Source organism: Halopseudomonas sp. MFKK-1 (genome assembly GCF_027474385.1).
GTDB classification, from domain to species: Bacteria; Pseudomonadota; Gammaproteobacteria; order Pseudomonadales; family Pseudomonadaceae; genus Halopseudomonas; species Halopseudomonas aestusnigri.
On sequence record NZ_CP114836.1, the window covers coordinates 1,304,194 to 1,328,316 of the forward strand.

Below are 24,123 nucleotides of genomic sequence, written 5' to 3' on the forward strand. Positions count from 1 at the left end.
GGTACTGATTCGTGTGGCAGACAATGGTTCACCGCGCGGTTGTCATGTCATTGTCGGATGACGCACTACAACAAGGAGAATCACATGCGTTGGCAACATCGACCCGAGGGCTCCAACTGGGGCGATTTTGGTCCGGACGACGAGCTTGGCCGTCTCAATCTGCTGACCCCCGAGAAGGTGCTGCAGGGCGTTGCAGAAGTGCGCGAGGGGCGCAGCTTCTGCCTCAGCCTGCCGCTGGACTATCCCGGCGGTAATGCCCTCAACCGCCTGCGGCACCCGCCCAGACGCTTTACCGCCGGGCGTGCCGACAAGCTCAACTACAACTTCGAGCTGCAGCGCCTGAATCCGAGTTTTACCGACGTGGTCAGTGACGATGCGGTATTGCTGTTTACTCAGTATTCAACCCAGTGGGATGCGCTCTCGCACGTGGGCGGGTTGTTCGACGCCGACGGTGACGGGGTGGCCGAACCGCTGTATTACAACGGCTGGAAGGCGGGCGAGCATATTTGCGGGCCTTCCGGTCACGAGGACGGGCTGGAGGGCGTAAACGCCACCCGGCTGGGCATCGAGAAGATGGCCGAGACAGCGGTGAGTGGTCGCGCTGTGCTGATTGACCTGGAGCGGCACTGCGGTCGGGAGCGGGTGCTGGTCGACTATGCGCGGCTTCAGCAAATCATGCAGGCAGACGGCGTGGTGGTGGAGCCGGGGGACATGGTTTGTCTGTATACCGGGTTCGCCGACGTGATTCTGGAGATGGACCGTCAGCCCGAGGCGGCGCGGCTGGCATCCAGCTGCGCGGTGCTGGATGGCCGCGATCCGGCGCTGCTGCAGTGGATTACCGATAGCGGCCTGAGCGTGTTGATTGCCGACAACTACGCGGTTGAGGCCTATCCGGCGAGAGAGGGGCAGGGATGTTGTGCTGCCTTGCCGCTGCATGAGCATTGCCTGTTCAAGCTGGGGGTGCATTTGGGCGAACTCTGGTACCTGACCGAGCTGGCGCAACATCTGCGAACCGGTGGCCGCAACCGGTTCATGTTGACGGCGCCGCCGTTGCGCTTGCCGGGCGCGGTGGGATCGCCGGTTTCGCCGGTTGCACTGGTCTAGTGCTCGTAACACGCGGAGCCGGCCGGACAATCTCGCGAAAACCCGACCATTCGGACAGGTAGTGCTCGATATTGGTGCGCGCGCGCAATTAAGGGGCGAATGCTGCTTTATCGTGGTGCGCATCTGATGGCGGTGCAGTCATCGTGCTCATACGCGAGCTGCATGATGACGCGGTGCCATGCTTTATGGTGTGAATATTGCTTCGGGCCTGGTTCGACTGAAGCTGGAGATTGCCACCATGAGCCTGAAAAGCGACCAAATGAACCTGTCAGTGTCGGAGCGGCGGTGGCTCCCGTGGTTCGGGCCAGCCGGTAAACTCGCCATGGGCTGGGCCTGCCGGGTCAACCGCAACCGTTACGGCCAGCTTGAGTCCATTTTCGACAGTCTTGCCGCAACAAGGGTGCGGTTGTTGCAGCAATGGTGCGAGAACCAGTGGGCCGGGCTGCAGGGCATTGGTCAGCAGCTGAGCGACGGCGGTGCCGAGGCGAGCGAGGCACAGTTGCGTAAACTGCGCAGCAAGCTGCCGGATGCCTCAGAGCTGCTGCTGCTCGGCGCCGACGGTACCGTGTTGGCCAGCAGCGCCGGTCAGCTCAGCGACTTGCAGCTTGATGCCCAGGCGGTGCGGGCGGGGCTGCAGCATCGTTTTTTGCACGGGCCGTATGTCGATCAGCGAACCCTCAAGTTGGGGCCCTCCACTTCCAGCTTCCACGATGCCGTCACCCTGATGTTCTATTTGCCATTGCACGGTCCGAACGGCGAGGCGCTTGGTTGCCTCTGTGCACGGGTACCCAACGATGTGCTGGGTGATCTGATCCAGCGTGAGGCCGGACATATCTATCAGGAGTCGGGTGACAACTACATCTTCATGGTCGAGTCACGCTTCAGTCCCTCGATTGAGCCGGGCCGTGCGTTGTCTCGCTCGCGCTTTGAAGACAACACCTTCAGCCACGGCGACAACCTCAAAAATGGTATCCGGACGGCGTGGGGCACGGTCAGTGTGCGCGAGCATACCGAGTTCGAGGTGCGCTTTACCGATCCGGCCACCGGCGAGCTGCACCCGGGGGTGCGCGAGACTATTCGCAAGGGTGAGAACACCTACGTCAAATACCCCGGCTATTCCGACTACCGCCATATACCGGTGATCGGCAAGGGCGTGACCTTCAGTCTGCCCGGCTCGCCGGACCGCTGGGGCATGATGTGTGAAGCAGACCTCGAGGAGGTCTATCGTTACCGCTCGCTCAGCTACAACCTGATGAAGGACTTCTGGGTTCTTGCCGCACTGGTCTTTGTTGCCCAGCTGGGTTTCGATCTGATCGGTCTGGATGGCTGGCCAGCGCTGGCCGCTCACGTTGGCGTGCTGGGCCTGGCGGGCCTGTGGTTTTGGCACAGTGCCACGAACAAGCTGGCGCGTCGGCTGGGCCGCATGACTGAAATCATCCGCAATATTGCCGAAGGCGAAGGCAATCTCAGTCAGCGCATGGACACCAGCCGCCTGGTGCCGGATGAGACCGGCGAGCTGGGGCGCTGGATCAACAGCTTTATCGACAACCTCGACACCATCGTTGGTCGGGTCAAGCAGGCCAGTCGTCACGCTCTGCAGAACAGTGAGCAGATGCTGGGTCGCAATCAGCAGGCCAGCGATACCGCAGAGGAAGTGACCAGCAATATCCAGCAGATGCTGGGCATGATTGAAGCACAGCTGCAGACAGTCAATGCGGCCTCGGAAACCGCCGCGCAGATGAAGGTCAATATGGCCTCCGTGGTCGAGGCTGCGCGCGCCCGGCTGGATACGGTGACCAGCGGCACCCGCAAGATTCGCGATATCGTCGAGAGCTCGGCGGCCAGTGTGCAGGTGCTGGACAATCGCACCGGCGATATCGTCGGCATGGTCTCGCTGATTACCGACATTACCAGCCAGACCAATCTGCTGGCGCTCAACGCCGCTATTGAGGCCGCCCGTGCGGGCGAGCATGGGCGTGGTTTTGCGGTGGTGGCGGACGAGGTCAGGGCGCTGGCAGCTCGAACCGCCAAGGCCGCCGACGAGATCAGCCAGGGGATTACCAGCATCCGCGATGCAACCCGGGAAACCGTGGTGGTGATGGAGCGCGGTGTTGCTGATGTAGACCTGCAGCTGCAACAGGCGGCCAGCGCGTCGGATGACAACGACTTGCTGTACCAGACCGTCGAGGAGCTGTTCGAGGTGATCTCGGTGATGGACACCAACAGCAAGGAACACGGTCGTCAGGCCGGCCACGTGGCTGAGGCGACGCGCTCAATGAGTCAGGTCATTACCGCACTGCGCGCCAGCTCGGGGCAGGTGAAGGAAACAGCGTCACGTTTGCATCAGCTGTCGGATACCTTTCAGGTCAGCGCCGACCGGTAGGCCAGCGATGCTGGCCTGGCGGTCAGCTGCAAGCTGCAAGCTTCAAGCTACAAGCTACAAGCTACAAGCTACAAGCTACAAGCTACAAGCAAAGGCAAAGGCAAACCCCCTAGCCTGCGCGAGACTGGGGTTCTCTTGCCGCTTGTGGCTTGTGGCTTGAAGCTGAGCAAAGAAAAACCCCGGCTCTCACGAGACCGGGGTTTTTCTTGCAGCTTGCCGCTTAAAGCTTGCGGCTGCTGTAACCGCGCTTCGCGCCGGTTACAGCTTACCTTCCAGCTCCGGCACCGCCTCGAACAGGTCGGCAACCAGGCCGTAGTCGGCCACCTGGAAGATCGGCGCTTCTTCGTCCTTGTTGATCGCAACGATCACCTTGGAGTCTTTCATGCCGGCCAGGTGCTGGATCGCACCGGAGATACCGACCGCAACGTACAGCTGCGGTGCAACGATCTTGCCGGTCTGACCGACCTGCATGTCGTTCGGTACGAAGCCTGCGTCAACCGCGGCGCGCGATGCACCCACAGCAGCGCCCAGCTTGTCGGCGACCTTGTACAGCATCTCGAAGTTGTCGCCGTTCTGCATGCCGCGACCACCGGAGATGACGATCTTGGCACCCGCCAGTTCCGGACGGTCGGACTTGGCCAGCTCTTCACCAACGAAGCTGGAAACGCCAGCGTCGTGGGCAGAGGCAACCGCTTCAACCGCAGCGCTGCCGCCTTCGGCAGCAACGGCGTCGAAACCGGTGGAGCGAACGGTGATGACCTTAATCGCAGCACTGGATTGCACGGTGGCAATCGCGTTGCCGGCGTAGATCGGACGCTTGAAGGTGTCAGCGCTTTCAACGCCGATGATCTCGGAGATCTGATCAACGTCCAGCAGTGCTGCAACGCGCGGCAGGTAGTTTTTGCCGTTGGTGCTGGCCGGAGCCAGGATGTGGCTGTAACCCTTGCCCAGTTCAGCGATCAGCAGGGAAACGTTCTCCGGCAGCAGATTCGCGTAGGCAGCGTTGTCAGCCAGCAGGACCTTGTTGACGCCAGCGACCTTGGCAGCAGCGTCGGCAACAGCGGCACAGCCTGCACCGGCAACCAGCACGTCGATGTCGCCACCGATGGCCTTGGCGGCTGCAACGGTGTTCAGGGTAGCTGCGTTCAGCTCGGCGTTGTTGTGTTCAGCAATAACCAGAATGCTCATGTTCAGATCACCTTGGCTTCGTTCTTGAGTTTGTCGACCAGTTCGTCAACGCTCTTGACCTTGATGCCAGCGCTGCGGGCAGCCGGGGCTTCAACCTTCAGGGTGGTCACGGTCGATGCGGTGCTCACGCCCAGATCTTCCGGCTTGACGACTTCCAGCGGCTTCTTCTTGGCCTTCATGATGTTCGGCAGCGACGCGTAGCGCGGCTCGTTCAGACGCAGGTCAGTGGTAACGATGGCCGGCAGCTTCAGTGCAACGGTCTGCAGACCGCCGTCGATTTCGCGGGTGACCTTGACGCTGTCGCCTTCAACAGCCACTTCAGAGGCGAAGGTGCCCTGAGCGTAGCCGGACAGCGCAGCCAGCATCTGGCCGGTCTGGTTGTTGTCGGAGTCGATGGCCTGCTTGCCGAGGATGACCAGCTGCGGCTGCTCCTTGTCGACAACGGCTTTCAGCGCCTTGGCGATGGCCAGCGAGCTCAGCTCGTCGGCGGACTCGACCAGAACGGCGCGGTCAGCACCCAGTGCCAGCGCGGTACGCAGTTGTTCCTGGGCGGCGGTCGGGCCGACAGTGACAGCGACGATCTCGGTAGCAACGCCTTTTTCTTTCAGACGTACTGCTTCTTCTACGGCGATTTCGCAGAAGGGGTTCATCGACATCTTGACGTTGGCCAGGTCAACACCGGAGTTATCGGCCTTGACGCGAACCTTGACGTTGTAATCGACCACGCGCTTAACGGCAACGAGGATTTTCATGGACGTTAGTCCTCCACAAGTCTTGAGACGCCCGCGGGCGCATGACATTAAAAGGGCTGCATAGGATACCGGGCAGAGTGAGCGCCCGAAAGTACAAATTGTCGCTTTGCTGGACAAAAATGCCGGGCTGGCGACCGATTGACGCCAGCCCGGCTGTCCGGAAGGAACTTACGCGACGCTCAGTTGCGCAGCATAGGCTTCCAGGTGGTGGTCGTCATCACCGAACTGGTGGCTGATCATGACCAGACGCTTGGCGTAGTGAGCACCGTTGTATTCCCAGGTCATGGCGATACCGCCATGCAGCTGGATGCACTGTTCGGCGACATAACGGCCAGCGCGGTTGATGACGAACTTGGCGGCGGCCAGCTTGGCACTGCGCTCGGCGCTGTCTTCGTCGTCAGCCAGACAGGCTGCCAGGATTGCCATGGAGGTGGCGCGTTCCAGTTCGCTGATCATGTCGACCATGCGGTGCTGCAGAACCTGGAACTTGCCGATCGGCACGCCGAACTGCTTGCGGGTCTTCAGGTAGTCCAGGGTCAGGTCGCAGGCGGTGCGCATGGCGCCGACCGCTTCGGCACACAGGGCGGCGATGGCGCGGCCGCTCTGGTAGCGAATGGCGTCATAGGCATTGCCGGCTTCGCCCAGCAGCTCGCCCTTGACGTTATCGAGGAACAGCTCGCATGCCTTGCGGCCGTCAACGGTCGCGTAGACACGGCGGCTAACGCCGGCTGCACTCGGGTCGATCACGAACAGGCTGATGCCCTGTTCGTCGCGGTTGTTACCTGCGGTACGGGCAGAAACCAGGATCTTGCCGGCAGTCTGACCGCCGATCACCACGCCCTTGCGGCCGTTCAGGACCCACTCGCCGCCCTGCTCGGAAGCCGTGGTGGTGACGTTGGCCAGATCGTAGTGACTGTTCAGCTCGTCCAGCGCAACCGCAGCCTGCAGTTCGCCGGTGGCGATGCCGCCCAGCAGCTCTTCTTTCTGGGCGTCGCTGCCCAGCTGGCCGATCAGGCCACCGGCCAGAATGACCGATTCCATGTAGGGTTCCAGGCAGATGCCCTTGCCCAGCTGTTCCATGATCAGCATGGTCTCAACGCCGGTGCCGCCGAAACCGCCCAGCTCCTCGGAGAAGGGAATGGCGGTCAGGCCCAGCTCACCCAGCTGTTGCCAGAATGCAGTGCTGAAGCCGGCTTCGCTCTCGCTGAATGCCTTGCGGCTTTCAAAGTCGTAAACGTCGCGAACCAGGCGTTCTGCGGTTTCCTGCAGCATCTGCTGCTCTTCAGTCAGTTTGAAATCCACGGTCAGCCTCCTCAGAGCTCAAGAATCATTTTCGAGACGATGTTCTTCTGGATCTCGTTGGATCCGCCGAAGATCGACAGTTTGCGCATGTTGAAGTACTGCGAAGCCGGGGAGGCAGCGTAGTCGTCGACCAGCATTTCGCCATCGAAGTCCAGGTCCAGCTCTTCCGGCAGGAAGGGCAGCGCGTACGGGCCCAGTGCCTTGCGCATCAGGTGCGTGATGGCCTGGCGGATTTCGGTGCCCTGTACTTTCAGGATGGAGCTTTCCGAGCCCGGTACGCCACCTTCGGAGGCGGCTGCGACGATGCGCAGGGTGCTCATTTCGGCGGCCATCAGCGACATTTCCACTTCCGCGATCTGGCTGCGGAACAGGGCGTCTTCGATCAGCGGCTTGCCGTTCTTCTGCTGCTTGGAGGCGATGCGCTTGAGGTTGGTCAGCGCGGCCTTGGATGCGCCGATACCTGCCAGGCCGGTACGCTCGTGGGTCAGCAGGTACTTGGCGCAGGTCCAGCCCTTGTTCTCTTCGCCGACCAGGTTCTCAACCGGAACCTTGACGTCGTCAAAGAAGACTTCGTTGACTTCGTGATCGCCGTCCAGGGTGATGATCGGACGCACGGTGATACCCGGGGTGGCCATGTCGATCAGCAGGAAGGAGATACCGCGCTGCTGCTGGGCTTCCGGATCGGTACGCACCAGGCAGAAGATCCAGTTGGCGTGCTGGCCCAGAGTGGTCCAGGTCTTCTGACCGTTGACGATGTAGTAGTCGCCATCGCGCACGGCGCGGGTCTTCAGCGAGGCCAGGTCGGAACCGGCGCCCGGCTCGGAGTAACCCTGACACCACCAGTCGGTGCCGTCGAGGATACGTGGCAGGTACTTGGCTTTCTGCTCTTCGGTGCCGAACTTGATGATTACCGGGGCAACCATGTTGACGCCGAACGGCACCAGACGCGGTGCGCCGAAGGCGGCGGACTCTTCGTCAAAGATGTGCTTCTCGATCGGGCCCCAGGTGGTGCCGCCGTGCTCGACCGGCCAGCCCGGCGCGTACCAGCCACGCTTGGACAGAATTTTCTGCCAGCGCTCGTGGTCGGCCTTGTGCAGGTGCTTGCCCAGTTTGACCTTGGCAGCGATGTCGGCAGGCAGTTCCTGCTTGAGGAATTCACGCACTTCGTCGCGGAAGGCGAGCTGTTCGGGGGAGTAATGGATTTCCATTTTGTGTCCTCGTTGTAATACGGGTATCTGGCGACCGGTATCGTCACCGGTCGCGCTGATTCATCACAGATCGGCGAACTTGCGCCCTTCCTTGGCCAGTTTTTCCAGCAGGGCGGCCGGTTTCCACCAGGCGCCGTGTTGCTCGTGAAACTCGCAGATGCGGGCGTACACGCGATCCAGGCCGATCGCGTCAGCATAGAACATCGGGCCACCCTGGTGGGCCGGGAAGCCGTAGCCGTTCAGGTAGATGACGTCGATGTCGCTGGCGCGCTGGGCAATGCCTTCTTCCAGGATCTTGGCACCTTCGTTGATCAGCGCATAGATGGTGCGCTCGATGATGTACTCATCGCTCAGCTCGCGGCGCTCAATGCCCTGTTCCTTCGAGGCGGCTTCCATGATGGCCGGCAGCTCGGGGTTCGGCAGCGGAGTACGCGAGCCCTTCTCGTAGACATAGAAGCCCTTGCCGGTTTTCTGACCCAGCAGGCCGGCTTCGGCCATCTTGTCGAGTACCGTCGGCAGCTTGAATTCGGCCGGCAGGGTTTGACGCTGACGGTTGCGAATGGCCAGACCGATGTCCAGACCGGACAGGTCGCGCATGGCGAACGGGCCCATGGCCAGACCGAACTTGCGCAGGGCGCCGTCGATCTGCTCCGGCGTGCCGCCTTCCTCCAGCAGGAACTCGGACTCGCGACCGTACTGGAACACCATGCGGTTACCGACGAAGCCGTCGCAAACCCCAACCGGGACAGAGACTTTCTTCAGTTTCTTGCCGATTGCCATGGCCGTAGCTAGTACTTCGAAGCTGGTTTTCTCGCCGCGCACGACTTCCAGCAGACGCATGACGTTGGCCGGGCTGAAGAAGTGCAGGCCAACCACGTCTTCCGGGCGCTTGGTGAACTGGGCGATCTGGTTCAGATCCAGCGAGCTGGTATTGGAAGCCAGAATGGCGCCCGGCTTGCAGTTGGCGTCCAGTGCTTCGAAGACTTTCTGCTTGACGCCCATGTCTTCAAAGACGGCTTCGACAACCACGTCTACGTCGGACAGGTCAGCGTAATCGGTTACACCGCTGATAAGGCTCATGCGCTTTTCCAGCGCGTCCTGGGTCAGGCTGCCGCGCTTGACGCTCATGCCGTAGGTGTCGCGGGCGCGCTCCAGTGCCTTGTCGCGGGCCTCTGAGCTGATTTCCAGGATCTTGACCGGGATGCCGGCGTTGGCAAAGCAGATGGCGATGCCAACACCCATGGTGCCGCCGCCGATGACCGCGGCGGACTTGATGTCGCGCACCGGGGTATCCTTCGGCAGGTCGTTGATCTTGGAGGCCTGACGCTCGGAGAAGAAGGCGTGAACCAGGGCGGCGCGCTGCGGCGACACCAGACACTCGGCGAACAGCTCACGCTCGCGCTTCAGGCCCTCGGCCAGCGGCAGAGCGAAGGCGGCTTCAACGGCAGAGACGCAGCGCTGGGGCGAGAACAGGCCGGGCATCTTCTTCTCGATCTCGGCGCGCTTGGCAGCGACGGCTGCGGCGTTGTCGACGCCTTCCAGTTTGTCGGTACGCTCGCCGGTGCGGCGCGGGCCCTTGCCTTCGGCCAGCAGCTTCTCGGCGAAAGCGATACCTGCAGCGGTAAGATCGCCTTCAACCAGTTCGTCGATCACGCCCAGGTCGTGCGCTTCCGCGGCACCGATCGGGTTGCCGCTGACGATCATGTCCAGTGCCTTGGCTACGCCAACCAGGCGCGGCAGACGCTGGGTGCCGCCGGCACCCGGCAGCAGGCCGAGTTTGACTTCCGGCAGACCGACCTTGGCGCTCTTGACGGCGATGCGGTAATGGCAGCTGACGGCGACTTCCAGACCGCCACCCAGCGCGGTGCCGTGGATGACCGCAACGCTCGGCTTGCTGCCCGCTTCGATACCGTTGACGACTTCAGGCAGGCTCGGCTCCTTCGGCGGCTTGCCGAATTCCTTGATGTCCGCGCCGGCCATGAAGGTCATGCCTTCACAGACCAGTACGATTGCCTTTACGTCCGGATCGGCTTCGGCAGCGTTGAAGCTTTGCTGCAGACCTTCACGCACGGCAATACCCAGCGCATTGACCGGTGGGTTGTTCACGGTGATAACCGCGATGGCGCCTTTGCGCTCCAGAGTGACCACGTCCGACATGCTTGACCTCCGTCAGGATTGGGGATGGCGTTTCACTATGCGAAATAGTGAAACCGCGTTTCGCTAGGCAAAATACAAAAAATAAAACCGCTTGTCGATGCCCCCGGTGGGGGAAATGGCGGTTTATTAGTTAAGGTGATGAATCCAGCGGTCGCTAGCGACCGCTGGATTCATCACAGCTGCAAGCTGCAAGCTGCAAGCGAGAAGCTTCAAGCTTCAAGCTTCAAGCGAACCCCGAACCCCGAACCCCGAACCCCGAACCCCGAACCCCGAACCCCGAACCCCGAACCCCGAACCCCGAACCTCGAACCCCGAACCGGGGAAGACGTTGTTTCAGGTGGGCACAAAAAACCCGGCTCACACAGGTCCGGGTTTTTCTTGCCGCTTGAAGCTTGAAGCTTGAAGCAGGGGTCAAACCCCAAGCCGCTCGATATCCCGCGCCAGCATGGCGAGTTGGTGGGCGAGCTGGTTTTTGACCCGCTCTTCGGACACCAGGTAGGAGGGTGCGCCGCAGGTCAGGACCATCAGGCTGCCGTCCTGCAGGTGCAGGGGGACGCCGGCGGCGTTGACGTTGCGGTCCCAGTCGCCGAGCGACAGACAAAAGCCGTGCTGCTTATACTCGTCAAAGCTGCGTTGCAGGGAGGCCTGCAGTTCGGGCCAGGTATCCGGGTTGCGCGCCTGGATGGCATCGAGCAGGTGGCTGCGCTCGTCTTCCTTCATGGCTGCAAGGTAGGCCCGGCCGGCGGCGGTGGTGGCCAGCGGCAGGCGTTCACCCACATCCATGCGCAGCGAGGTGGATTCCGACGGGCGGCAGTTTTCGACGTAGATCATCGACAGACGATCTCGGCAGGTCAGGCCGACCGAGGTATTGGTGTTGCGGGCGAATTCGTCGAGATAGGGCTTGGCGAGCTGGCGTACCCGCAGGTTGGACACATAGGCATATCCCAGTGCCAGCACCCCGGAGTCGAGCTGGTATTTTTCCAGCTGGGTTGAGTAGCTCAAATAGCCGAGCTTGGTCAGGGTATAGGTCATGCGCGACACGGTCGGCTTGGGCAGCCCGGTGATGCGGGCGATGTCCTGATTGCCCATGACCACCGAGCCCTGACTGAAGGCGCGTAACACGTCCAACCCACGAGAGAGTGCTTCGACGAACTTGCGGTCCTTGGCAGGGGATTCCTTTACTGTTGCTTCCAACTCATCTTTCATTGGGTTGTATACCTTGTGGCCCATCGGAGGGTGCGGCCGAATGTGATTTGATGCTTTCTTTTATTGTTATGGTCAGAGCGCGGAACGATATCACGATCAATGGTTCTGCACAGTGACACACTGACACTCTGTTGCTGTTTTGTTACCGGGGGCAATGCCGACTGTCTCGATCATTGCACAGCCTGCCTCGAATAGAATAGCATCTTTTTGGTATTTCATTTCGCAGTGCAAAACAATAGTTCAAAAACAAGAGGCTGAGATGTCTACTCCTGAGCATTACGCCGTCAGCGCACAACTGGCAGAGCTGGGTCACACCACGATCTTCGATATTCTTGACCAATCCTGCCGTCGTTATGGCGACCAGCCTGCGTTCTCCTGCGGTGCCGACACTCTGACCTTTAACCAGCTTCGTGGCAGGGCCGATGCCTTTGCTCGCTACCTGCGTCAGCATGCCGGCCTGCAGCCGGGTGACCGCCTGGCCATTCAGTTGCCCAACCTCCTGCAATACACCATTGCCATCTTCGGCGCGCTGCGCGCCGGCCTGGTGATCGTCAACACCAACCCCCAGTACACCCCCTACGAAACCCGCCACCAGTTCGCCGACTCCGGCGCCCGTGCGGTGGTGGTACTCGACAAGTTGATCCCGCTGGTGCGCAAGATCCAGGACGAGACCGAGATCGAAACGCTGATCGTCACCAGTATGGATGACTTCAGCAACCCGCAGTACGACGCGAGTGCCGCCGATGAAGTGCGCTTTATGCAGGCGCTGCGTCTGGGTGACGAGCTGGCCCCGGTGACTATCGATCGCGAACTGGACGACCTGGCGCTGCTGCAGTACACCGGCGGTACTACCGGTGTCTCCAAGGGCGCAATGCTGACCCACCGCAATATTCTCTGTAACGTGCTGCAGGCAGTCAGCATTCTGAAGGAAGGCGACGTGACTTATGGCGGTGAGGTGCGAGTCTCGCCGTTGCCGCTGTACCATATCTTCGCCTTCACCGCGAACTGCATCGCCTCGGTGTTCACCGGGTTCCATACCATTCTGATCACCAATCCGCGTGATCTCGATGGCATGATCGCCGACCTGAAACGCCATCCGTTCACCTTGCTGACCGGTATCAACTCGCTGTTTGTATCGCTGATGAATCACCCGGACTTCGACAGTGTCGACTTCAGCCGGCTGAAGTGGGTCAACTCCGGCGGTGCGCCGCTGAACACCGAGATCGCCCGCCGCTGGCAGGAGCGCACCGGCAGTGTGGTGCGTGAAGGTTACGGCCTGACCGAAACCTCTCCTGTGGTGGTCGCCTCGACCTCGAAGACCCCTTACAAGGAAGGTTTTATCGGTCAGCCGGTAATCGATACCTGGGTCAAGACCGTAGATGACGACGGTAAGGAAACACCGCGTGGTGAGCCGGGCGAAGTGCTGATCAAGGGGCCGCAGGTGATGCAGGGCTACTGGCACCGTCCGGATGAGACGGCCGCAACCTTTACCGAAGACGGCTGGCTGAAGACCGGCGACGTTGGCCTGCTGGACGAGGAGGGCTTCCTGAAGCTGGTGGACCGCAAGAAGGACATGATTCTGGTCTCCGGCTTCAATGTCTATCCCAACGATGTTGAAGACGCGGTCATGCGTCATGCCAGCATTCGCGAGTGTGTAGCCGTCGGCGTGCCGGACGAACGGACCGGCGAGGCGATCAAGATATTTGTCAGCCTCAACGATGCGACTCTGGATGAAGCGGCCATCATCGCCCACTGCCGCGAGAACCTGACCGGCTACAAGATTCCCAAGCATGTCGAGATTCGTGACGACCTGCCCAAGTCGACCGTCGGCAAGCTGCTGCGCCGGGTGCTGCGCGACGAAGCGCGCGGTGAGGCCAAGGCGTGAGCGCGCCGCTGCAGCTGACCATTGCCGATGGCATTGCCGAAATCCGGTTGGACGACGGCAAGGTCAACGCGCTCTCGGAAAGCATGCTGGAACAGTTGCTCGCGGCCATTGCCAAGGCGGCGGAGGCGGACGCCGCGCTGTTGATCAGCGGCCGTCCCGGCGTGTTCAGCGGCGGCTATGACCGCAAGCTGATCGATGCTGGTGGGCCGGCCTGTGATGCCATGCGCGCAGCCGGTGACCGGCTGACGCTGGCGCTGCTCGACTATCCTGCGCCAGTGGTGATTGCTGCTACCGGTCATGCCATGGCCAAGGCCGCCTTTATGCTGCTGCTCGCGGACTATCGCCTGGGTACCGAAGGTGATTACCGGGTGTCGCTGAATGAGGTGGCTATCGGAATGACCATGCCGGACGGGGCCATGCTCCAGGCGCGGGCCCGGCTGTCGCCGCAGTGGCTAAACCGCTGTGTGCTGCAGGCGGAGGTCTTTGCCGCGGCCGGCGCGCTGGAAGCCGGTTTCTTCGACGAGCTGCAGCCGGCGGAGCAGCTGCTTGAGCGCGCCCGCGCCAAAACCCGTCAGCTGGCGGGGCTGGATCGTCGCGCCTACCGCGAGACCCGTGCGCTTTTGAATGCGCCGCTGCGTGAGGCGTTTGTCGGTCTGCTGGGCTGAACCAGCGGGGCGCAGCATTCGAGAGTAGCGCCATCCCGGGGCACGGCGTGCCGTGCCCGAGGTCAAGATTGCACGGAACGATACCCGCCCACGAGATAGCGTGCTGACCACACGGGCACAGCACGCTGTGCCCCTACGCTTGGGGGCGATCCTTGTGGGTCACTCCTTGAAATACGCCACCTGGGTGGTGGTCAGCAGTAGCTGGCCGTCATCGCTCCACAGGTGCGCGACCTGATCCGAATAATTGTTGTGCATACGCGTCGCTCGGGCGTGGCCAAGCAGGTGGCGATCGCCCGCGCGTGCCAGTTGATCGGTATCGGCGTGGAAGTAATGGGTCAGCGACACCGTGCCGGCGGGAGTAAAGCGCTGACGGCGGTGGAAAATCCGTGGCGCAAATACGTCACCCAGCGCGGTCAGTGACGCGAAGTCCAGCGGCCGGGGCGGATTATCTCGGGTCCACAGCAGGGTTTCGCTGTGGGCGTCCTCTGGGTTGCCGTCACTGCGGTTGGGGTCAAACAGGCCTGAAACGTAACGGAAATCATAGTTTCGAAACCAGTTGCGCTCGCCACGTTCCACCCGCGGCAGGCTGTCAGCGGCCGGTGCTGCAGGCATGTCGTGCTGCTGTTCGGACCAGGTCTCTCGGCGGGTGGCGAAGCAGGCGGTACCGCTGGTGACAACTTCGCCGTTCTGTTTCTGCAGCAGCAGCCAGTGTTGGGTCGAGCGGTTAGTGCGCAGGGGGATGGCTTCCAGCTCGAAGTCGCCGAGCTGGACCGGGCCGGCAAAGTTGATGGTCAGCGAGATCGGCTCGCCGATACGTTCCGGGTGCTGCAAGGCGCCGTTGAGCAGGATGGCTGCGGTCACGCCGCCGAATGGCCCGACCATGTTCTGAAAACTGTCGTCGACGTTGCCCTTGAACAGGTTGGGGCCAGCCGCGGTCAGCGCAATGGCACGGTCAAAGGCATGGTTGTGAGGGGTTGCTTCGGTCATCTGCGGGATTCCGTTACGGCGGGAACGATTGAATATGATGGTCATAATAGGCCGCTGTTGAATGCGCAGACCAGCAAGCTTGATGCTGTGAATCCGTTGCTATCGACCGGGGAGAAGCGGGGCGGGAGGTGATTCGGTACGACTCTCTGGCAGCGTTGCGGCACCCATTGCAGGTGCCGCAACAGGGGAGTTAGCCGCGCTGATAGGTGCCAATCAGGCGGTTCATCGCGGTAGCGTGTGGCTCGATCTTCTCGAGCAGTTGCCACAGGGTCAGACCGGCCGGCAGATTCAGCTCGGCGTCCAGCGCGATGATCCAGAAATAGTACTTGTGCTGGCCGTGACCTTCCGGCGGCAGCGGACCGTTGTAGCCGCTGTTGCCAAAGTTGTTCACACCCTGGGTGTAGTCGGCGCAGCCTTCGGCGAGTTCGCTGACGCTGGCCGGAATGTTGTACAGCACCCAGTGTACAAAGCCGTAGGTGCCGTTGGCGGAAATCAGCGGGGCATCCGGATCGTGACAGATGACGGCAAAGGATTTGGTACCCGCCGGTGCGTTCTTCCAGCTCAGGGCGGGAGATACGTCAACGTCGTCGCCGGTGTGCCTGGCAGCGATCGCGCCGTTGTTGGCGAAGGCGCTGCTAGTCAGTTCCAGTTCATTGGAAAATGCGAATCCCATGGTGTTCTCCTCAGATTTTTAGCCGAAAACTACCGAAATACTACTATGCACCGGTCTGCCGACAAGCGCGTGTCAATTGATCAGGGCGCTCAATAGCCAGAGCCCGAGCAGGACCCAGATGATCCCCAGTACGATCTTGCGGCGGATAAAGGCCCGCACGCCGGTGTAGATCAAAAACAGGCCGAGAATCACCGCGGCGATGCTCAACAGGTTGCTGTTGACGCCCAGGGCACGGGAAAAGCCGTTGATGAAATCGGAGCTGGCATTGCTCAGCATGGTAAACAGCCAGATCAGGCTGTCGATAACGACGCGGACGACGCTGCCGATGGCGGAACCGAGCCATTCAAAGGGGCTGCTGGAGTTGAGCTGCATGCAAGGGGTCGCTGACAGGGAATGAGGGGTAGAAGCTATCAGCTTCAAGCTGCAAGCTTCAAGCAGAACGCGCCGCGTTGGGCTGGAGGCGAAAGGCTTGAGGCTGGAAGGTCGGGCGGCGGGACGGTGGCTGGGTAGTGTGACGGGCACAAAACGCTGACACACTACCTTCAGCCTTCAGCCTTCAGCCTTCAGCCTTCAGCTTGTAGCTCCGCGAGCGCGTTAAACGCGCTCGATCACCGCCGCCACACCCTGGCCCAGGCCGATACACAGGCTGACCAGTGCGTAACGCTTGCCGGTGCGCTCCAGCTGGCGCAGGGCGGTCAGGGTCAGGCGTGCGCCGGAGGCGCCGAGTGGGTGGCCGACTGCGATGGCCCCGCCGTTCGGGTTCAGGCGCGGGTCGTCGAAGGCGATACCCAGCTGCTTGGCGCAGCCGAGGACCTGGGAAGCGAAGGCCTCGTTGATCTCGATCACGTCCATGTCATCCAGTGTCAGGCCGGCGCGGCTCAGTGCCTTCTTGCAGGCTTCGACCGGACCCAGGCCCATGACGCGCGGCGCAACACCGGACACGGCGCCGGCCAGGATGCGGGCGCGCGGCTTGATGCCGTACTTCTGACCAATGGCTTCGCTGCCGATGATCAGCGCAGCGGCGCCGTCGTTGACGCCAGACGCGTTGCCTGCGGTAACCACGCCGCCCTCAAACAGCGGGCGCAGACCGGACAGGGCAGCCAGATCGCTGCTCGGGCGCGGATGTTCGTCCTGATCAATCACCTTGGCCGGCTTCTTGCGACCCTGGGAAACCTCTATCGGGTGGATCTCTTCGGCGAAGAAACCGTCGGCGCGAGCCTTCTCGTACAGCGCCTGGCTGCGAGCAGCGTAGGTGTCGGCTTCCTCACGGGTGATGCCCAGATCGGCAGCGACGTTGTCGGCGGTCTGCGGCATGGTGTCATCGCCGTACTGCTTCTCGACCTTGGGGTTCGGGAAGCGCGCGCCGATGGTGCTGTCGAAGGCGCGGAAGTCGCGGCTGTAGGCGCTTTCGCTCTTAGCGATAACGAAGGGCGCGCGGCTCATGCTTTCCACACCACCGGCTACGAACAGGTCGCCTTCACCGGTCTTGACCGCACGGGCGGCGTCGAGAATGGCCGCCAGACCGGAACCGCACAGGCGGTTGACGGTAACGCCGGCGACTTCCTGCGGCAGACCGGCCAGCAGGCCGGCATGACGGGCGACGTTGCGCGCGTCTTCACCGGCCTGGTTGGTGTTGCCCATGACCACGTCTTCGTAGTCCTGACCCTCGAAGGGGTTGCGGGTGACCACAGCGCGAATGACTTCGGCCAGCAGGTCATCGGGACGCACGCTGGCCAGGGCGCCGGCGTGGCGGCCGAAAGGTGAACGTAGGCCATCATAGATATAGGCAGTCATGCTCTTACTCCTGGAAATCGGGTGTGGTCAAAGGCAGTTCCAGCTGTACGCGACGACGCAGCCAGGGGCTGGGGCGGTAGCGCGGCTCGCCATAGTTGGTCTGCAGGTTGTTGAGGACGGCAAGAATGTTGGCTGCGCCGTAATGCTCACCGAAGGCCAGCGGGCCCTTGGGATAGCCCAGCGCCAGTTGAATGGCGCGGTCCAGCGTTTGCGGGGTGGTAATGCCCTTCTGCACGATTTCGCAGCCCAGATTGACCACGCTGGCGATCAGGCGCTGGATGACAAAGCCGGGAGAGTCGTTGATCACCTCGACGGGTACACCATCGGCGCTGAGGGCCTGGCGCGCCTGGGCGACAACATCGGCACTGGCGGCGGGCTGGCGCATCAGCGTGCGGCGTTTTTCCCAGTTGGCAAAGCTGTCGAGTGCCAGCGTGCGTTCAGCCGGCAGACCCAGTTGGGTCAGCGCGGTGCTGCAGTCATCGCCCAGCGGGGTGACCAGGCAGATGGCGTCGTCCGACGGCTTACTGCCGGTTTCGAGGGTGGCACCTGCCTTGATCAATACCTCTGCGACCTGATTGCGCAGCGCGTCATCATCAGTTTCCAGCCAGAACGGACGAGTGATCAGCACGGTCTCGGGCTGCGGCTCGTTCGGCTCGATCTTCTGGCCGTCTTCGTAACGGTAGAAGCCCTGACCGGTCTTGCGGCCCAGCAGGCCGGCGGCAACACGCTGGGCTGCAATAAAGGATGGGGTGTAGCGCGGGTCGTGATAGAACTGCTCGTAGACCGATTCCATCACCGCGTGGGAAACGTCCAGACCGGTCAGATCAAACAGCTCGAACGGCCCCATGCGAAAGCCCGGGCCGTCACGCAGGATGCGGTCAATCTGCTGCATGCTGGCAACGCCTTCGCTGAGCATGCGCAGGGCCTCGGTACCGAAGGCACGGCCGGCGTGGTTGACCAGGAAGCCGGGGGTGTCCGGGGTGATCGCCGGGAAGTGACCGGCCTGTTCGGCCAGCGCTACCAGAGACTGAATGTGACACTCGTCGGTGCGCTCGCCGCGCACGACCTCGACGATCTTCATCAGCGGCACCGGATTGAAGAAGTGGAAGCCGGCTACCCGCTCAGGATGCTTGGCCGTGCTGGCGATGCGGGTGACCGACAGCGAGGAGGTGTTGGTTGCCAGCACGCAGTCTGTGCTGACAATGGCTTCCAGGTCAGCGAACAGCTTCTGTTTGACTTCCAGCAGCTCGACAATGGCCTCGATTACCAGGTCGCAGTCGGCCAGATCGGTCAGCTTGGCGGCCGGCTGCATGCGCGCAACGGTGGCTTCCAGCTCGGCTTCGGTCATCTTGCCCTTGGCCTGGGCGCGCTGCAGCAGGTTGCGGTTGAAGGCCAGTGCATCGTCGATGGCCTCTGCACGGGTATCGAACAGCAGAACCTGCTGACCACTGCTGGCGAACAGCTGGGCGATACCACGCCCCATGGCTCCGGCGCCGATGACGCCAATCCGCTTGAACATGCTTTGCCTCCTGAAGTACGCTCTGTTTCGCATGGCGAAACGGTATTTCGTTTAAAGTGCTGCGAGATTAAATCCTGCGCTGTAGGAGTGCAAGTTTGGCGACAGTCTGGCGCCGCTTGCGCGTGGCATACTTGCGCTCTTCAAACTGGCCGTTATTGCGTGCCGGGCAGGTTCGCCCGTCGCGGTCTCCCGCTGGCCAGCCAGATCGAGTGTAGTGAATAAAAGGTGTCGCACCCGTGAATCAAGATGAACGTCAGGCCATTGCCCGTACCGTTACCGGCTTCTTTCAGGAGCTTGGTGCCCAGCTGGAAGAGTACTCGGAGGGGCGCGCTGTTGTCGGCCTGACCCTGACCGAAAAGCACATGAACAACGCCAGCTCGTTGCACGGTGGGGTGACCGCCAGCCTGCTTGATATCGCCATGGGGCTGTGCGGCACCTGGGCGGCATCGCCGCAGGAGCGTCGGGTTGCCATTACCCTGTCGCTCAATACCAACTTCACTTCAACCGCTCCGGTCGGCACCCATGTGCGTGCCGTTGCCACCTGCCGCAACGCGGGGCACAAGATTTTTATGGCCAGCTGTGACCTGCTGGACCAGAACGACAGGCTGATCGGCTTTGGCGAAGGTGTATTCAAGAAGGGCGCTTACCGCAAGGATCTGCCGTGAGTGCGGCGCTGCTGCCGCTTGGCGTTGCTCTTGAGCTGGCGGGGCTGCTCAGTCACCAGCACTGGTTGAGCTGGCTTGCGGCTGGCGCCTTTGCTGTCTATTTCCTGCGCTTTTTCACCCGCCTGAATCCCTATCCGCGCTGGCTTGGGATCGGCACGCTGGCAGTGCTGGTGGCGGCCATCGTGCTGGCAAGTCCAGGTGCCGAGCTCTGGCCAAAGCTGGCCAGTTCGGTGGCTTACTACACCAGCTTTCTGGGTGCGCTGGGGTTGATGCAGTTGCTGGCGCAGCGTCTGCCGCAGTTGCGCGAGCTGCACAAGGCGCTGCTGTCCGGCTCCAAGGTCGTGCTGTATCCGCGTTACGTGCTGGCTGCCGGCAGCATTGGCTCGATTCTCAATTTCGGCATGATGAATCTGCTCTGTGGCACCCTGAGTGAGCATCTCAAGCGCTATTCGCTGAGCGAAGAGCAGCGCCGTGCGGGTCTGCGCAGCGTCATGGTGACGACGTTGCGAGGGTTTGCTCTGGTGCCGCTGCTGGCGCCAACCAGCGTGACCATCGCCATCATCTCGCGGGAAATGCCCGAGCAGTCCTGGAGCACCATGGTGCCTTACGGGGCGGTTGCTGCGCTGATGATGATCGTGGTCGGCTGGCGCCGGGAAACCCGCGGATTGCTGGCGCTGCGCGACAATATTGGCGACAGCAGCAAGGCTGATGGCATGCCCCAGTTGTTGGTTGGCAGTCTTCTGGGGCTTGGTGCCATCGGCCTGCTGGCTTCCGTGACAACACTCAGCGCGTCGCAGGCGGCGATGGTGCTGGTGCCGGCTGGTGTCATCAGCTACCTGCTGTGGCGCGAACGCAAGCCTGCGCAGGTGCTGCAGGAAGTGACCGACAATATGGTCAGCATGCACAACGAGATGTTCATCTTTGGCTGCGCCGCGTTGCTGGGCGGAGTGCTGGGCGCGGTAGCACCGCTTGAGCAGATTGCGGCGTGGCTTGCGCAGGAGCCCAAGTACAATGTGCTGCTGGCGATCGGCAGCCTGTTCAGTACCATCATTTTGGCAGTGCTGGGGCTAGCGCCCATTGTGTCGCTGTCGCTGACGGCGGGCCTGCTGGCGCAGCTGTCACTGCTGGGCGTGCCGATCATGACGCCGGCTGTGGGGCTGATGTGTGGTTTCTCTCTGGCGATGATCTTCTCGCCCTTCGGTCCCTCGACCCTGATTCTGTCGCGCTACAGTGGCGAGTCACCCTACCGGGTCGCCTTTGGCTGGAATGGGCGCTTTGTCGCCAGTGTTCTGCCGTTGCTGTTGTTGCTGATTTTCGTTACCTACTGGTTGCAGAGCTGACATGCCTGAATTACCTGAAGTTGAAACAACCCGTCGAGGGATTGCACCTCACCTGGAAGGGCGCAGGGTGACGCGTCTTGTCGTGCGTGACCGCCGTCTGCGCTGGCCGATTCCGGAGGATCTGGCGATCCAGATCGAGGGGGAGTTGTTCGAGCGTATAGATCGTCGCGCCAAGTACCTGCTGATGCGCATTGGTGGCGGCACCCTGATCGGCCATTTGGGCATGTCCGGCAGCCTGCGAATGGTGCCGGCGGGTACGCCGGCGGGCAAGCATGATCATGTCGATATCGAGCTGGATTCGGGCATGGTGCTGCGCTACACCGATCCGCGCCGTTTCGGCGCACTGCTCTGGGCCCGAGCGGACGAGCCGCATGCACTGCTCGGCAAGCTGGGTCCCGAGCCGCTGTCCGACGCCTTTGACGGTGAGCGCCTGTATCAGTTGTCACGGGGCAAGAGCATGGCCATCAAGCCGTTTATCATGGATAACGCGGTGGTGGTCGGGGTCGGCAATATCTATGCGACTGAGGCGCTGTTTGCGGCGGGCATTGATCCGCGGCGCGAAGCCGGGCGTGTCAGCCGTCAGCGCTACCAGCGCCTGGCTGAGGAAATAAAGCGCATTCTCGCCAAAGCCATCGAGCAGGGTGGAACGACCCTGCGTGACTTCGTAGGTGGTGATGGCCAGCCGGGCTATTTCAAGCAGGAGCTGTTTGCCTATGGCCGCCGCGGCGAGCTGTGCAAGCAGTGCGGCACGACGCTGTCGGAATGTCGCCTTGGCCAGCGCAGTACGGTGTTTTGCCGACAGTGCCAGCGATAGCGCTGTCCGGCGTGGCGGCCTGGTTCGCAAATTTTGTCTGGCACGTTCCGTAATGCCGGGATTGTGCCTACAATGAGGGCGATGCCGTGAGTCCGCAGGAGTTCGGACCGGCCACCAGATCAATGCCTTTCGGGCCACAACCAGGGATTAATTATGCGCCTGTTACGTCATTCCACCGCACTTGTTGCCGGTCTGCTTATGAGCGCCAGCGTCATGGCGGCCGATTCCTACAACGATTACCAGCAGGACAAGCCTGGCTACTTCGCCATGATGGGTGACCTGATCATTGCCCGTCCGCTGCTGCTGGGCGTGACGGTCGTCGGGGCCGGCGCCTTTCTGGTCAGCTTGCCGTTCAGTGCCATGGGTGGAAATGTTTCGGAAGCCGGTCATGAACTGGTTATCCGCCCGGCGGAAGAAACCTTTGTCCGCTGCCTGGGCTGCACCCGTGCCGGCTACGGTCGCCAGCAGCAGGAAGAGATTCGCTGAAATTGATTGACGCGCCAGGAGTATCGACGTTGGCGCTGATTTCCCCCCTGTCGGGGGCTGCTGATGGCTAATGCGCTCAATGCCGGTCGGCTGCTCCGCTCGCGATTGGCGACGCTGCGCCCGCTTGGCATGGCTTTTGGGCTGGTGCTGGTTGTCCTGCTGTTTCTCAAGCAGCAGTCGATGGCCCAGCTCTTCGCCGGCGTGGCGCTGTTTCTGCTCGGCATGCGCTATCTGGAAGATGGCTTCAGGGCCTTTACCGGCGGCGCTCTGGAGCGCTGGCTGGCTGCCAGTACCGATCGTCTCTGGAAAAGCCTCGCTTTTGGTACCGTCAGTACCGCGCTGGTGCAGTCCAGTTCGCTTATAACCCTGCTTTGCATTGCCTTTCTCAGCGCCGGGCTGATCAGCCTGACGGCGGGGATTGGTATTGTTTTCGGTGCCAATCTGGGGACCACTACGGGTGCGTGGCTGATTGCCCTGGTAGGTTTGAAAGTCGATCTGGCCCAGGTTGGCATGCCGCTGCTGGTACTCGGCGTGCTGTTCGAGCGCAACAGCTCGGCGCGCTGGCGCGGTACCGGTCAGGTGTTGCTGGGTGTTGGTCTGCTGTTTCTCGGCATCGACATGATGAAGCTTGGTTTTGCCGGCATGCAGGAGATCTTTGATCTGTCTGCCTACCGGGTAGGCGGCTGGCAGGGCGTGTTGCTCTATGCCTTGCTGGGTACCCTGGCGACCGTGCTGATGCAGTCCAGTCACGCGACCCTGATGATCACTCTGGCGGCACTGGGCAGCGGCCAGCTGGATTACGGTAATGCCCTGGCGATGGCCGTTGGTGCGAATCTGGGGACTACGGTAACCGCGCTGATTGCCGCTGTTGGCGCCAATAACGCCGGACGTCAGCTGGCGGCGGCGCATATCCTGTTCAATCTGCTGACCGCCGCTGTAGCGCTGTCCATCCTGCCGCTGCTGGCCCAGCTGGTGGACACGCTGTCGGCCTGGCTGGGCATCATGGAGACGGCCTTTACCCTCAAGCTGGCGCTATTCCATACCCTGTTCAATCTGCTCGGGCTGGCGCTGATGCTGCCCTGGGTGCCGCTGCTGGTGCGCGTGCTTGCCCGGCTGCTGCCGCCGCCAACTGAACCGGTCAACGACGAGCTTGCGGAGCGTCCGCGTTCGCGCGCACTGTATCTGGACGGCGCCGCCCGGCTGCATGCGGACTCCGCAGTCAGGGTGTTGCAGCAGGAACTCGGGCACCTTGCTGCGACCAGCCGGCAGGTCATTGCGTCGGCGCTCTATCTGCCGAGCGAGTTTCGCCAGGACATGACCCGCGAACCCGCGCTGGGTGAGGTGCTTTCGGTGCCGCCACTGGCCGAGCGAGAGGACGCCGATGCGCTCTATCATCAGCACATCAAGGGTATTTACGCTGATATTGTCGACTTTATCGGGCATCTGGATTGCGAGCTGCTGCCCGAGCAGCAACAGGCGTTGATGGATGTGAATCTGGCAGCACGGGATCTGGTTGATGCGGTGAAGGCGGCCAAGCACCTGCAAACCAATCTGCGCAAGCATGTTGAGAGTCCGCGGCCGGCTCTGCGTGAGGGCTACCGGTTGCTGCGGGAGCAGGGGCGATTACTGCTTGGCAGTCAGGCACGGCAAGAGTCGGACTCGCTGTCGGGGGCTGCCGACCAGCAGCAGTCGGCGGACTACCTGGATCAGGAGCAGTTGTTCCGCAGTCAGTTTGAGCAGCGTCTCCAGCAGCAGTTGCGCTCTGGCGAGCTGGACGGCTGGCAGGCGACCAGTCTGATCAACGACCTGCATTACCTGCTGGAGATCAGCAGCAATCTGCGCGCCGCGCACGACATGATCTACACCCGTACGGCATTGACCGCCGCTGCCTGAGCTGCAGCGCCGGACGTTCGGCGGCCGTTTTCAGTGGCTACATTCCAGGCATGGCAGGCATAAAAAAACGCCTGATGCACTGCATCAGGCGTTTTTTGTTAC

The 24,123-nt window shown here is 61.9% G+C and carries 20 protein-coding genes; 9 read left to right on the forward strand and 11 right to left on the reverse strand.

From position 1 onward, the window contains the following. The first annotated feature begins 84 nt into the window (after window positions 1-84). Both O5O48_RS05965 and O5O48_RS05970 read left to right on the forward strand, forming a co-directional pair. Window positions 85-1,104, forward strand: a complete 1,020-nt coding sequence (locus tag O5O48_RS05965) for a cyclase family protein (protein WP_269688430.1) — start codon at window positions 85-87, stop codon at window positions 1,102-1,104. A 238-nt stretch (window positions 1,105-1,342) separates the two neighbouring features. After that, complete coding sequence (locus O5O48_RS05970; RefSeq protein ID WP_269688431.1) at window positions 1,343-3,487, forward strand: methyl-accepting chemotaxis protein; 2,145 nt, start codon at window positions 1,343-1,345, stop codon at window positions 3,485-3,487. A gap of 258 nt (window positions 3,488-3,745) precedes the next feature. Here the strand turns inward: O5O48_RS05970 and O5O48_RS05975 are convergent, their stop codons facing one another. From O5O48_RS05975 to O5O48_RS06000, 6 genes are all read right to left on the reverse strand, one after another. Then, window positions 3,746-4,675 carry an electron transfer flavoprotein subunit alpha/FixB family protein gene (locus O5O48_RS05975; protein ID WP_228245008.1) on the reverse strand — a complete coding sequence of 310 codons (930 nt, stop codon included), beginning with the start codon at window positions 4,673-4,675 and terminating at the stop codon, window positions 3,746-3,748. Between the two features lie 2 nt (window positions 4,676-4,677). Then, window positions 4,678-5,427, reverse strand: coding sequence for an electron transfer flavoprotein subunit beta/FixA family protein (locus tag O5O48_RS05980; protein WP_269688432.1), 750 nt, complete (start codon window positions 5,425-5,427; stop codon window positions 4,678-4,680). A gap of 168 nt (window positions 5,428-5,595) precedes the next feature. After that, window positions 5,596-6,729, reverse strand: coding sequence for an acyl-CoA dehydrogenase family protein (locus O5O48_RS05985; protein WP_269688433.1), 1,134 nt, complete (start codon window positions 6,727-6,729; stop codon window positions 5,596-5,598). 11 nt (window positions 6,730-6,740) lie between these two features. Further along, window positions 6,741-7,937 (reverse strand): acyl-CoA dehydrogenase family protein, encoded by a 1,197-nt coding sequence (locus O5O48_RS05990; RefSeq protein ID WP_088275962.1) that lies wholly within the window; start codon window positions 7,935-7,937, stop codon window positions 6,741-6,743. A gap of 63 nt (window positions 7,938-8,000) precedes the next feature. Continuing rightward, window positions 8,001-10,094, reverse strand: coding sequence for a 3-hydroxyacyl-CoA dehydrogenase NAD-binding domain-containing protein (locus O5O48_RS05995; protein WP_269688434.1), 2,094 nt, complete (start codon window positions 10,092-10,094; stop codon window positions 8,001-8,003). Between the two features lie 411 nt (window positions 10,095-10,505). Beyond that, complete coding sequence (locus O5O48_RS06000; protein ID WP_228247142.1) at window positions 10,506-11,300, reverse strand: IclR family transcriptional regulator; 795 nt, start codon at window positions 11,298-11,300, stop codon at window positions 10,506-10,508. Between the two features lie 259 nt (window positions 11,301-11,559). Between O5O48_RS06000 and O5O48_RS06005 the strand changes: the two genes are divergently transcribed. Together O5O48_RS06005 and O5O48_RS06010 are read left to right on the forward strand one after the other, a co-directional pair. After that, a complete protein-coding gene (locus tag O5O48_RS06005) occupies window positions 11,560-13,185 on the forward strand; it encodes an AMP-binding protein (RefSeq protein WP_228247141.1) in 1,626 nt (541 codons plus the stop codon). Beyond that, the gene (locus tag O5O48_RS06010) at window positions 13,182-13,850 is read left to right on the forward strand and encodes a crotonase/enoyl-CoA hydratase family protein (protein ID WP_228247140.1); all 669 of its coding nucleotides are present in this window, start codon (window positions 13,182-13,184) and stop codon (window positions 13,848-13,850) included. The genes O5O48_RS06005 and O5O48_RS06010 overlap by 4 nt, the downstream gene beginning before the upstream one ends. 159 nt (window positions 13,851-14,009) lie before the next feature. On the opposite strand, the gene O5O48_RS06015 is transcribed toward O5O48_RS06010, so the two are convergent. The 5 genes from O5O48_RS06015 to O5O48_RS06035 form a co-directional block, all read right to left on the reverse strand. Beyond that, window positions 14,010-14,837: an acyl-CoA thioesterase gene (locus tag O5O48_RS06015; protein WP_228247139.1), complete on the reverse strand. Its 828-nt coding sequence runs from the start codon at window positions 14,835-14,837 to the stop codon at window positions 14,010-14,012. Window positions 14,838-15,027: 190 nt separating this feature from the next. Then, a complete protein-coding gene (locus tag O5O48_RS06020; RefSeq protein ID WP_228247138.1) occupies window positions 15,028-15,510 on the reverse strand; it encodes a YbhB/YbcL family Raf kinase inhibitor-like protein in 483 nt (160 codons plus the stop codon). 72 nt (window positions 15,511-15,582) lie between these two features. After that, window positions 15,583-15,882 carry a hypothetical protein gene (locus O5O48_RS06025; RefSeq protein WP_088275973.1) on the reverse strand — a complete coding sequence of 100 codons (300 nt, stop codon included), beginning with the start codon at window positions 15,880-15,882 and terminating at the stop codon, window positions 15,583-15,585. A 222-nt stretch (window positions 15,883-16,104) separates the two neighbouring features. Beyond that, the gene (locus O5O48_RS06030; protein WP_269688435.1) at window positions 16,105-17,304 is read right to left on the reverse strand and encodes a 3-oxoadipyl-CoA thiolase; all 1,200 of its coding nucleotides are present in this window, start codon (window positions 17,302-17,304) and stop codon (window positions 16,105-16,107) included. Window positions 17,305-17,308: 4 nt separating this feature from the next. Then, window positions 17,309-18,823 (reverse strand): 3-hydroxyacyl-CoA dehydrogenase, encoded by a 1,515-nt coding sequence (locus O5O48_RS06035; RefSeq protein WP_269688436.1) that lies wholly within the window; start codon window positions 18,821-18,823, stop codon window positions 17,309-17,311. A 236-nt stretch (window positions 18,824-19,059) separates the two neighbouring features. Here O5O48_RS06035 and O5O48_RS06040 point away from each other — a divergent pair, with 236 nt between their 5' ends. The 5 genes from O5O48_RS06040 to O5O48_RS06060 all read left to right on the forward strand — a co-directional run bounded on the left by O5O48_RS06040 (window position 19,060) and on the right by O5O48_RS06060 (window position 24,021). Next, window positions 19,060-19,488 carry a PaaI family thioesterase gene (locus O5O48_RS06040; RefSeq protein WP_088275979.1) on the forward strand — a complete coding sequence of 143 codons (429 nt, stop codon included), beginning with the start codon at window positions 19,060-19,062 and terminating at the stop codon, window positions 19,486-19,488. Then, on the forward strand, window positions 19,485-20,828 hold the full coding sequence (locus O5O48_RS06045) for a hypothetical protein (RefSeq protein WP_269688437.1): 1,344 nt from the start codon (window positions 19,485-19,487) through the stop codon (window positions 20,826-20,828). Before O5O48_RS06040 ends, O5O48_RS06045 begins: the two co-directional genes overlap by 4 nt. A gap of 1 nt (window position 20,829) precedes the next feature. After that, on the forward strand, window positions 20,830-21,642 hold the full coding sequence (gene mutM / locus O5O48_RS06050) for a bifunctional DNA-formamidopyrimidine glycosylase/DNA-(apurinic or apyrimidinic site) lyase (protein WP_269688438.1): 813 nt from the start codon (window positions 20,830-20,832) through the stop codon (window positions 21,640-21,642). A 153-nt stretch (window positions 21,643-21,795) separates the two neighbouring features. Then, entirely contained in the window at window positions 21,796-22,128 is a 333-nt protein-coding gene (locus O5O48_RS06055; protein ID WP_088275985.1) for a multidrug transporter, read from the forward strand. Between the two features lie 63 nt (window positions 22,129-22,191). Then, window positions 22,192-24,021 carry a Na/Pi cotransporter family protein gene (locus tag O5O48_RS06060; protein WP_269688439.1) on the forward strand — a complete coding sequence of 610 codons (1,830 nt, stop codon included), beginning with the start codon at window positions 22,192-22,194 and terminating at the stop codon, window positions 24,019-24,021. The last annotated feature ends 102 nt before the right edge of the window (window positions 24,022-24,123 follow it).

Bases quoted from the DNA above. Each gene is read 5' to 3' on its own strand.
- O5O48_RS06055 (WP_088275985.1), top strand. From the start codon at position 21,796: ATGCGCCTGTTACGTCATTCCACCGCACTTGTTGCCGGTCTGCTTATG.
- O5O48_RS06030 (WP_269688435.1), bottom strand. From the start codon at position 17,304: ATGACTGCCTATATCTATGATGGCCTACGTTCACCTTTCGGCCGCCAC.
- O5O48_RS06000 (WP_228247142.1), bottom strand. From the start codon at position 11,300: ATGAAAGATGAGTTGGAAGCAACAGTAAAGGAATCCCCTGCCAAGGAC.
- O5O48_RS06035 (WP_269688436.1), bottom strand. From the start codon at position 18,823: ATGTTCAAGCGGATTGGCGTCATCGGCGCCGGAGCCATGGGGCGTGGT.
- O5O48_RS06060 (WP_269688439.1), top strand. From the start codon at position 22,192: ATGGCTAATGCGCTCAATGCCGGTCGGCTGCTCCGCTCGCGATTGGCG.
- mutM (WP_269688438.1), top strand. From the start codon at position 20,830: ATGCCTGAATTACCTGAAGTTGAAACAACCCGTCGAGGGATTGCACCT.
- O5O48_RS06005 (WP_228247141.1), top strand. From the start codon at position 11,560: ATGTCTACTCCTGAGCATTACGCCGTCAGCGCACAACTGGCAGAGCTG.
- O5O48_RS05990 (WP_088275962.1), bottom strand. From the start codon at position 7,937: ATGGAAATCCATTACTCCCCCGAACAGCTCGCCTTCCGCGACGAAGTG.
- O5O48_RS06015 (WP_228247139.1), bottom strand. From the start codon at position 14,837: ATGACCGAAGCAACCCCTCACAACCATGCCTTTGACCGTGCCATTGCG.
- O5O48_RS05995 (WP_269688434.1), bottom strand. From the start codon at position 10,094: ATGTCGGACGTGGTCACTCTGGAGCGCAAAGGCGCCATCGCGGTTATC.
- O5O48_RS05965 (WP_269688430.1), top strand. From the start codon at position 85: ATGCGTTGGCAACATCGACCCGAGGGCTCCAACTGGGGCGATTTTGGT.
- O5O48_RS06025 (WP_088275973.1), bottom strand. From the start codon at position 15,882: ATGCAGCTCAACTCCAGCAGCCCCTTTGAATGGCTCGGTTCCGCCATC.
- O5O48_RS05970 (WP_269688431.1), top strand. From the start codon at position 1,343: ATGAGCCTGAAAAGCGACCAAATGAACCTGTCAGTGTCGGAGCGGCGG.
- O5O48_RS05980 (WP_269688432.1), bottom strand. From the start codon at position 5,427: ATGAAAATCCTCGTTGCCGTTAAGCGCGTGGTCGATTACAACGTCAAG.
- O5O48_RS05975 (WP_228245008.1), bottom strand. From the start codon at position 4,675: ATGAGCATTCTGGTTATTGCTGAACACAACAACGCCGAGCTGAACGCA.
- O5O48_RS06020 (WP_228247138.1), bottom strand. From the start codon at position 15,510: ATGGGATTCGCATTTTCCAATGAACTGGAACTGACTAGCAGCGCCTTC.